We start from the raw sequence: 8,559 nt of genomic DNA, 5'->3' as shown, positions 1-8,559 counted from the left end.
AGCGGGTTACCCGCGAGACGACACCGCGGTGGATGGCACGGGCTTCGCCCGTGTTCGCGGGCAAGCCCGCTCCCACAGGGGGCGCGCCAGCTTTTAGAAATTGAGCAAGACAGTTGCTCCCACAGGGTATGCGCACCGCTTGCGAATTCAGTTCTCTACGCGACAGCTCCGGCCTGACAGTTGCTCCACCAGAAAATCCACGAACACCCGCACCCGCGCCGGCATCGCCGGGCCGCCCACGAACACTGCATGAATCGGCTCCCGATCACCGGGGTTGTACGCCTCCAGCAACGGCACCAGCTGACCGCTGGCCAGGTCATCGGCCACGGTAAAGGTACCGATGCGCGCTACGCCGGCGCCGAGCCTGGCCAGCTGCGCCAGGGCTTCGCCACTGCTGCATTCGATATTGCCCGTCACCTTCAATGAGAACGCCTGCCCGTCGCGGCGGAATGGCCAGTCGGGGGCGGCGCGGCGGAAGTTGAAGCGCAGGCAGTTGTGCCGGGCCAGGTCCTCCGGCACAAGCGGCGTCCCACAGCGCGCCAGGTATGCGGGCGAGGCGACGATCACCTGGCCGGTTTCGCCAATGGCGCGGGCGCTCAACGAGCTGTCCGGCAGGTGGCCGAAGCGCAGCGCCACGTCGGCCTGGCCGCCGAGAATGTCGGCCACTTCGTCACTGAGGGTAAGGTCGACCAGCACCTGCGGGTAGCGCGCGCTGAACGCTGCCAGCAACGGCACCACGGTCAGCCGGCCATGGCCCAGCGCTGCGCTGACGCGCAAGCGCCCGCGTGGCACGCCCTGGTCGGTGATGGCCTCTTCCACTTCGAGCATGTCGGCCAGCACTCGCCGCGCACCGCGCAGGTACGCTTCGCCCTCGGGCGTGAGAGTGATCGCCCGGGTGGTGCGTAGCAGCAGGCGGGTGCCCAGCCGCTGTTCGGTGCGCGCGAGGATGCGGCTGACCGCCGAAGGCGTCAGCCCCAGCGCCCGGGCGGCGGCAGACAGGCTGCCCTCTTGTGCCACCTTGGCAAATATTTCCATCTCTCCGGATCTTCCACTGAAGTCCATTTGTGCCTCTTGAGCAAAGGTGGTTCGCAAAAACGCAGTCTAGTGCGGCTCAGCTTCGGATCGTAGCATTTGCAGCACAGATAAGGAGTTTGCCATGCGTATCAATCCACCGCTTGTCGCACTCGCCATCGGTGCCTTTGGCATCGGTGTCACCGAGTTCGCCCCCATGGGCATGTTGCCCAGCATCGCCACCGACCTTGGCGTCTCAATCCCGGCTGCCGGGCTGTTGGTCAGTGCCTATGCGATCGGTGTGCTGATCGGGGCACCGCTGATGACCCTGGCCACGGTGAAGGTCCCGCGGCGTTACCTGTTGATCGGCCTGATGGCCATCTTCACCCTGGGCAACCTGATGTCGGCCCTGGCCAGCGACTACGCCAGCCTGCTGGTCGCCCGCGTGGTCACCTCGCTCAACCACGGTGCGTTCTTTGGCATCGGCTCGATCGTCGCGGCCAGCGTGGTGCCGCCCGAGAAGCGCGCCGGGGCCGTGGCCGCCATGTTCATGGGGTTGACCCTGGCCACCATCGGCGGTGTGCCGCTGGCGACCTGGTTCGGTGAAATGCTGGGCTGGCGCACGGCATTCTGGGGCATCGCCGGGCTCGGCCTGGTGGCAATGACAAGCCTCTGGTATGCACTGCCCCATGTGCCGTCGCCCAAGGGTGACGGGGCCATGGCCGAAATCCGCGTGCTGGGCCGCGGGCCGGTGCTGGCGGCATTGCTGCTGACCGTGGTGGGCTCCAGCGCGATGTTCACGGTATTCACCTATATCGCGCCGATCTTGCAGAGCGAGGCGGCCGCGTCCACCACCTTCGTCACGGCCATGCTGGTGTTGTTCGGTGTCGGCCTGACCTTGGGCAACGTGTGGGGTGGCAAGGCCGCGGACCGCTCGATCGACCGCACCCTGATGCTGTCACTGGCCGTGCTGATTGCGGTGTTGCTGATGTTCCCGCTGGTGATGGGCTGGCCGCTGCCGACTGCGCTGGCGATCCTGGTGTGGGGTGCGGCCAGCTTTGCCCTGGTGCCGCCGCTGCAGATGCGCGTGATGGAGGCGGCCAAGGATGCGCCCAACCTGGCGTCGGCGGTGAACATTGGGGCGTTCAACCTGGGTAACGCGATTGGTGCGGCGCTGGGTGGGGCGGTGATCAATGCCGGGCTGGGGTATTCGGCGGTTTCCCTGGCGGGGGCGGCGATGGCGGCGGTTGGATTGGTAATGGTCTTGATGTTTGCCTGGCGTGGGCGGGCGGTGGCGTTGAGGGATCGGGTAGCAGTTTAAGGGGCTGAGATCCTGGGGGCGCTTTGCGCCCCTTTCGCGACGCAAGGCCGCTCCCACAATGTTGCCATCACGGCGTACCGTTGCGGCCGTGCAGGTGATAGGCCGGGCGCTCGCTCAACCGCTCGTAATAGTCGCGCACGGCCGGCAGGTGCGGGTGCTCGAACGGTGTTTCGAACCAGCGGTTGACCGACAGGCCGATGGGAATGTCGGCCAGGGTGAACTGGCTGCCGGCCACATAGGCACCGGTGGCCGCCAGCTGGCGGTCGAGAATGTGCATGTAGCGCGCCCAGTCCGCACAGCCGGCGGCGAGGGCCTGAGGGTCCTGGTGGGCGGGCGAGTGCCTGACCAGTGACATGAACGCGTAGCTCCAGGAGCGGTTGAGGTCCGAGGCCTGCCAGTCGATCCACTGGTCGATCCTGGCCCGCGCCTGCGCTTCGCCCGGGTAGAACGCGGTGGCGCCGTAGCGCGTGGCCAGGTAGCGGATGATGCTGTTGGATTCCCACAGGGTGAAGTCGCCATCCTGGATCACCGGGATCATGGCGTTGGGGTTCAACGCAAGGAACTCGGCGCTGTCCGTGGGCTTGAAGCCCGCCCCCCAGTCTTCGCGCTCGAACGGAACCTCGAACTCGGCGCACGCCCACAGGACTTTTCGTACATTGATGGAAGAGGCTCTGCCCAGTATCCGTAGCATGGTGTTCGTCCTTGTGTGGGGGAACTTGATCGTCCGTCACTGCCGGGTGCCGGTCAAGAGCCTGGCCGGTGGCAGAGCGTCCCCTTTGTAGGATTCTTGTAGTCCATTTCCGAAAGTAAGCCTTTCCACCCCCAAGGTGATTGTGGCGTGGCAGGCAGCGCCCTAGTCTCGGCACGCTCGTAACCCCGAGGAATGGACATGGACAAAGACACTCCGAAAGAAGGCAGCAACCTTAATGTCGTGCGCGCAGCGGGCCGTTTTGGCAACGGCGGTGCCGAACTGGTGCAGATGAAACCGCAGCTGCCAATGCGGACGGCGCTGATGGAAGCCTCAAGCATCATGGGCTGCATTACCGAACTCACCCGCAAGGCCATCGACCGGCCTGGCGACCGCAAGGTGATGATGCAGGCCACGTACTATCTGGCAGGTATGGCCAAGGCGTTGATCGACGGCCAGTTGCATCAGTTGCGCCAGGCACGGGCAAGCGAGGAGCAGCCTTAGTCAGGCTTGCCTGGGGGCCGTGAACTTGGCACCCTTGGTCAGTTTGAATCGTCTGAATCACGACAGAAGGAAGTTCGCATTGAGCTGGGACAAGGTGGGGAAACTTCTGGTAGCCGTGCTGCTTGGCCTGATGGTTCTGCTGGCCGTCTATGGGCTGCTCAGAGGCAACCCGCGCCTGGAGGCATCGCTGACCTATGCCTACCTCACCTATCCCAGCCAGTTCAGCGAACGCATCAGCAAGGCCAGCGAGCAGCTCAAGTACGAGCAGTTGCAGGGGCGTATCAACACCATCAGCGAGGGCGGGCTGAGCCACGATCAGGTCGAGCGCCTGATCGAAATGGCCCAGGCACCCTATGCCCAACTGTTCGCCAAGCCCTTCGAGGCCGGGCTGGTCGACCACCGCACCGGTTTGCTCATCGAATTGCGCAACAGTGGTGATGCACAGGTGCGTCAGGTGAAAATCCGCCTGCCAGCCAAGGGCCTGGTGCAGGTGCGCGACGCTGCGGGCAACGACACCATCCTGGAAACCGCCACCATGCAAGTGGATATCCCCGCCATCGAGCCGGGTGGCGCGTGCAAGGTATGGGTGTACTTCGATGCGGACTACTCGCAGATCCGCCAGAGCGGGGTCAGCATCAGTCACGCCAATGGTAAGGCCGATGTGCAGGTGTACCGCGAGGTCATCGGCTTCCCGGCCTGGGTGGCCCGCTACAGCCGTGAGCTGATGGTACTGCTGGGCGTATTGGCGGTCAGCGTGCTGGGCCTGGGGTATGCCTGCCTGTCGCGGCGCCGCGTGGTATAACCCCGGCGGGCGTGCCTTCAGGTCAAGGGTCATTTGCCGCAAACTCAACAATCGCCCGTTGACAACCCTCTATAGTGCTCGGCATTACAAGACCTATGCCGAGCCTGCCCGATGATCCCTTCCCTGGACTCCATTTTCTCCCGCCTGCGCCTGCGTCAGTTACGCCTGCTCATCGAACTGGACCGCTGCGGCTCCCTGCACAAGGCGGCCGAGGCCATGGCGATTTCCCAGCCCGGGGCCACCAAGGCCTTGCGCGAGGTAGAGGAGGTGCTGGGTGTGCCGTTGTTCCAGCGCCTGCCCAGCGGGCTGGTGGCCAATGACGTAGGTCGTTGCGTGGTGCGTTATGCGCGGTTGATCCACAGCGACCTGGGGCACTTGCGCGAAGAGGTGCTGGGCATTGTCCAGGGCCAGGGCGGGCGGCTGGCGGTAGGCAGCATCATGGGGGCCATGCCGACCCTGGTCGGCGCCCTCGGGCGGCTGCGCAGCAGGCAGCCGCAACTGGCGGTGGAGATCGCCGAAAACACCAGTGCCAACCTGCTGGCCCAGCTCGATGAAGGGCGCCTGGACCTGGCCATCTGCCGGCCAGGGCTGGGCCGCAACGCGGCAGACTATGCCTTTGTCGAACTGGCCCAGGAGCCGCTGGCGGTGGTCGCGCACCCACGGCACCCGCTGGCCGGGGTAGCGGCGCTGGAAGTCGGCGACCTGAGCCAGTACCGCTGGATTGTCTACCCGGCCAACATGCCCATGCGCCAGGCGCTGGAGCGTGAGTTGAGCGAAGCGGGGGTGGAGGTGCCACGCTACCCGCTGGAAACCTTCTCCACCTTCGCCACCTTCATGCTGCTGGAGGATGACCCGACGCTGGTGGCGGTGATCCCCAGCGCGGTGGCGGCCTTTGCCGAGCAGCGCGGCTTGCTGGTGTCGCTGGCAGTGCAGCTGCGGGCACTGAGCGAGCCGTTCGGCATCGTGCACCGGGTGGCAGCGCCGCTGTCACCGGCGGCGCGCTTGCTGGTAGAGGAGTTGACTGCCGGTTGAAACCTGTAGCGGCCCCTGTGGGAGCGGGCGAGCCCGCGAACACCGGCGCAGCCGGTGCCATCCACCGCGTTGCCTGCTTCGCGGTGTACGACCGCTCCCACAGGGGCTTGTAATCCCAAACCTCAGAACTGCCGCTCGCGGTAATCGATCAAGCTGGAAAACACCGCAATCAACACCGCCGCCACCACGAAGAAGATCAGCGCAAAGAAGTAATCCCCGGTGAACTGCACGATCAGCCCGATCACGATCGGTACCAGCACCCCGGCCATGTTGCCGCAGAAGTTCATGGTGCCACCCAGCACGCCGGTGCGCGACGGCCCGCCGATGATCGCCGGCAGGCACCAGTACATCCCGCACCAACGGATGAAGAACATCGCCACGCACAGCAGGCTGATCACCGCGACGGTTTCGCCCACATAGGCTGCTGCCAGGATGCACACCGCTGCCACCAGCGCCGAACCGCTGAACAGGGTGCGCATCACCAGGTTCGGCGAGGCACCGCTGGCCCGCCAGCGGTCACCGATCCAGCCGCCGATCAGCTCGCCGACAAACCCGCACATGAAGATCAGGAAGGTCGCCCCACCCATGGCCGAGATGTTCAGGCCGTGGGCCTTGTGCAGGTAGCTTGGCATCCAGGTCAGCAGGCCATAGAACACCGCGAGGATACAGCTGTAGCCGGCGAACATGGCAAAGATCGAACGGTCCTTGAGCAGCTCCCGCAGCGGCAGGCTGGCCTTGGCTGCCGCGGCATGGGCGCTGGCGTTGCCTTCGGTGATGTGGCGCAGCTCGGCCTCGTTCACCCCTGGGTGCTCGCTGGGGTGGTTGCGGATGTACTTCCACGCCAGGATGCCGGCCAGTACGGTACCGACCCCCGCCACCACGAAGGCCAATCGCCAAGAGCCCAGCCAGGCAATCAACCCGGAAATCAGGATCGCCCCCAGGGCGCTGCCCAGCGGCGCGCCGCCGTCCACCAGCACTGCGCCACGGCCACGTTCGTTAGGCGTCAGCCAGGCGCCATTGAGCTTGGCCCCGGCGGGCATGATCGGCGACTCGGCCACACCCAGGCCGATGCGCGTCAGTAGCAGTACCAGCCAGTTGTGCGAGGCCGCGCCCAGCGCCTGGAACAGGCCCCAGGCCACGGTTGCCGCGCCAATGATGCCGCGGGTGTGGAAGCGGTCCAGCAGCAGGCCGCCAGGGATCTGCATCAAGGCATACGACCAGAAGAACGCACTGAGCATCAGCCCTTCCATGGCCGGTGTCAGGTTGAATTCGGGGGCGATCAGCGGCAGCGCCACCGACAGCGAGGCGCGGTCGATGTAGTTGATTGCGGTCAGCAGCAACAGGATCAGGAAGATGCGCCAGCGCACCGTGGTCATCGGGGCCGCGGCGGGCAGCGCCAGGTCGGCCGGGGAGGGGATGGTCTTCATCGCGGGAGCTCGTTGTTGTGATTATCGGGAGGCGTAGCAGCTACGCAGGCCGATTGTTGGAGCGCTGCCGGCGGGGCGGGTAATGAAAAGAGCTGATCCGCCAATAACGCCTGCTTATTACCCGGGCAGGGGATAAGCAGTGGTTATTGGCGGATCAGCTCTTTTCATTATCGGCGGCCCTGGCCCGCGCTCTAGATTGCCCCGGCACGGCCCGCCAGCGTCACGGTGGGCACAACAAGAACAACGCAGTTGCCTGAGGACCCCTCATGAGCCAATTCCAGTTCCATTTCCCCACCCTTGCCAAATGTGGCGCGGGCCTGGCCGACCAGGCCGGTGCGCTGCTCAAACCGTACCTGGACGGCCCCCTGCTGGTGGTCACCGACCAGGGCCTGATCGACGCTGGCATCCTGGCCGGTTTCTTCGCCTCGCTGGAGCAGGCGGGTATCGACTACCAGCTGTTCTCAGACGTTGAAGCCAACCCCAGCACCGACGTGCTGGACGCTGCCGTCGCACTGCTGAAAGCGCGCAATTGCACCTCTGTGATCGGCGTGGGCGGCGGTAGTAGCATCGACACCGCCAAGGGCGTGGCGGCGATGGCCACCAACCCTGGCAACATCCTCGACTACGAGGGTTACGACAAACTGACCCAGCCACCGCTGCCGATCTTCGCCATCCCGACCACCTCCGGTACCGGCAGCGAATGCACGGCGTCGACCGTGTTCACCAACAAGCGCACGCTGTTCAAGACGGTGATCGTCAGCCCGCGGCTGTTCCCGCGCCTGGCCATTCTCGACCCGGCACTGACCCTGAAACTGCCCGCGGCCATCACCGCGGCCACCGGCATGGATGCGCTGACCCACGCCATCGAGTCGTATGTGTCGCGCCAGGCCAACCCGATCAGCCAGGCCATGGCCCTGCAAGCCATTCGCATGATTGCCGGCAGCCTGGAAAAAACCTACTTCGTGGGCACCGACATGGACGCCCGCGAGCAGATGCTGCTCGGCTCGTTCCTGGCCGGGGTGGCGTTCTCACAATCCAGGCTGGGCAACGTGCATGCCATTTCCCATACCTTCGGTGGGGTGTTCAACATTCCCCATGGCATCGCCAACGCCGCGCTGCTGCCTTACGTGATCAAGTTCAACCTGCCGGCCTGCCCGGAGCGCTTCCGCGACATCGCCATTGCCCTGGGCGCCGATGTGACCGGGCTCAGCGTGGAGCAGGCCGCGGCGCGCGCGGTAGAGGCGGTGGTGGCCCTGAACCAGGCCATCGGCATCCCGGCGACCATCCGCGAACTGGGCGTGGACCTGGAGTTCCTGCCGCAGATGGTCAGCGACTCGATGCGCAGCGGCAACGTGCTGGTCAACCCACGCCTGACCACGGCGCGCGATGTCGAGCGCCTGATCACCGACGCCTACCACGGCAACCTCTGAACCTTTAGCGGAACCACGACCATGTTCTATGAAATGCGTACCTACACCCTGCACATCGGCAAGATGAAGCAATACCTGGAGCACTTCGAAAAGGAAGGCTTGCCGGTGATCTCACGCTACGCCAAGCTGGTGGGCTGGTGGTATACCGAGATTGGCGAACTGAACCAGGTGGTGCACATCTGGGCCTACGAGAGCCTTGACGAGCGCATCGAGCGCCGCGCCGCCCTGTACCGCGATGCGGACTGGCTGGAGCGCTTCATCCCGGTGGCCTTCCCGATGCTGGTGCGGATGGAATCGAAGTTGTTGATGCCTGCCGCGTTTTCGCCGATCCAGTGAACCTGTAA

General features: G+C 65.1%; 9 protein-coding genes. 6 read left to right on the top strand and 3 right to left on the bottom strand.

Features of this window, described 5'->3' with window-relative positions; all coding sequences use genetic code 11:
* Positions 1-147: 147 nt before the first annotated feature.
* Complete coding sequence (locus tag J5M71_RS21095; RefSeq protein ID WP_207836292.1) at positions 148-1,062, bottom strand: LysR substrate-binding domain-containing protein; 915 nt, start codon at positions 1,060-1,062, stop codon at positions 148-150.
* A 94-nt stretch (positions 1,063-1,156) separates the two neighbouring features.
* On the opposite strand from J5M71_RS21095, the gene J5M71_RS21090 reads away from it, so the two are divergent.
* Positions 1,157-2,332, top strand: a complete 1,176-nt coding sequence (locus tag J5M71_RS21090) for an MFS transporter (RefSeq protein ID WP_207836286.1) — start codon at positions 1,157-1,159, stop codon at positions 2,330-2,332.
* A gap of 67 nt (positions 2,333-2,399) precedes the next feature.
* Here the strand turns inward: J5M71_RS21090 and J5M71_RS21085 are convergent, their stop codons facing one another.
* Positions 2,400-3,023 carry a glutathione S-transferase gene (locus J5M71_RS21085; protein WP_063913771.1) on the bottom strand — a complete coding sequence of 208 codons (624 nt, stop codon included), beginning with the start codon at positions 3,021-3,023 and terminating at the stop codon, positions 2,400-2,402.
* A gap of 198 nt (positions 3,024-3,221) precedes the next feature.
* Here J5M71_RS21085 and J5M71_RS21080 point away from each other — a divergent pair, with 198 nt between their 5' ends.
* The 3 genes from J5M71_RS21080 (at position 3,222) to J5M71_RS21070 (ending at position 5,358) form a co-directional block, all read left to right on the top strand.
* Positions 3,222-3,524 (top strand): DUF3077 domain-containing protein, encoded by a 303-nt coding sequence (locus tag J5M71_RS21080; RefSeq protein ID WP_207836284.1) that lies wholly within the window; start codon positions 3,222-3,224, stop codon positions 3,522-3,524.
* Positions 3,525-3,603: 79 nt separating this feature from the next.
* On the top strand, positions 3,604-4,326 hold the full coding sequence (locus J5M71_RS21075; RefSeq protein WP_207836282.1) for a hypothetical protein: 723 nt from the start codon (positions 3,604-3,606) through the stop codon (positions 4,324-4,326).
* 111 nt (positions 4,327-4,437) lie between these two features.
* Positions 4,438-5,358 (top strand): LysR family transcriptional regulator, encoded by a 921-nt coding sequence (locus J5M71_RS21070; RefSeq protein ID WP_063913767.1) that lies wholly within the window; start codon positions 4,438-4,440, stop codon positions 5,356-5,358.
* A gap of 122 nt (positions 5,359-5,480) precedes the next feature.
* Here J5M71_RS21070 and J5M71_RS21065 read toward each other — a convergent pair whose 3' ends face one another.
* The gene (locus J5M71_RS21065) at positions 5,481-6,785 is read right to left on the bottom strand and encodes an MFS transporter (protein ID WP_207836271.1); all 1,305 of its coding nucleotides are present in this window, start codon (positions 6,783-6,785) and stop codon (positions 5,481-5,483) included.
* A gap of 266 nt (positions 6,786-7,051) precedes the next feature.
* Between J5M71_RS21065 and J5M71_RS21060 the strand changes: the two genes are divergently transcribed.
* Together J5M71_RS21060 and J5M71_RS21055 are read left to right on the top strand one after the other, a co-directional pair.
* Positions 7,052-8,215 (top strand): iron-containing alcohol dehydrogenase, encoded by a 1,164-nt coding sequence (locus J5M71_RS21060; RefSeq protein WP_207836263.1) that lies wholly within the window; start codon positions 7,052-7,054, stop codon positions 8,213-8,215.
* Between the two features lie 21 nt (positions 8,216-8,236).
* Positions 8,237-8,551, top strand: a complete 315-nt coding sequence (locus J5M71_RS21055; protein ID WP_063913764.1) for an NIPSNAP family protein — start codon at positions 8,237-8,239, stop codon at positions 8,549-8,551.
* The last annotated feature ends 8 nt before the right edge of the window (positions 8,552-8,559 follow it).

This window comes from Pseudomonas sp. 43(2021) (genome assembly GCF_017490805.1).
In the GTDB taxonomy this organism is placed as follows: Bacteria; Pseudomonadota; Gammaproteobacteria; order Pseudomonadales; family Pseudomonadaceae; genus Aquipseudomonas.
The sequence above is the reverse complement of the archived record's forward strand: the minus strand, read 5'-3'. Positions and strand labels throughout refer to the sequence as shown.

Bases quoted from the DNA above. Each gene is read 5' to 3' on its own strand.
- J5M71_RS21055 (WP_063913764.1), top strand. From the start codon at position 8,237: ATGTTCTATGAAATGCGTACCTACACCCTGCACATCGGCAAGATGAAG.
- J5M71_RS21065 (WP_207836271.1), bottom strand. From the start codon at position 6,785: ATGAAGACCATCCCCTCCCCGGCCGACCTGGCGCTGCCCGCCGCGGCC.
- J5M71_RS21095 (WP_207836292.1), bottom strand. From the start codon at position 1,062: ATGGACTTCAGTGGAAGATCCGGAGAGATGGAAATATTTGCCAAGGTG.
- J5M71_RS21085 (WP_063913771.1), bottom strand. From the start codon at position 3,023: ATGCTACGGATACTGGGCAGAGCCTCTTCCATCAATGTACGAAAAGTC.
- J5M71_RS21090 (WP_207836286.1), top strand. From the start codon at position 1,157: ATGCGTATCAATCCACCGCTTGTCGCACTCGCCATCGGTGCCTTTGGC.
- J5M71_RS21060 (WP_207836263.1), top strand. From the start codon at position 7,052: ATGAGCCAATTCCAGTTCCATTTCCCCACCCTTGCCAAATGTGGCGCG.
- J5M71_RS21070 (WP_063913767.1), top strand. From the start codon at position 4,438: ATGATCCCTTCCCTGGACTCCATTTTCTCCCGCCTGCGCCTGCGTCAG.
- J5M71_RS21080 (WP_207836284.1), top strand. From the start codon at position 3,222: ATGGACAAAGACACTCCGAAAGAAGGCAGCAACCTTAATGTCGTGCGC.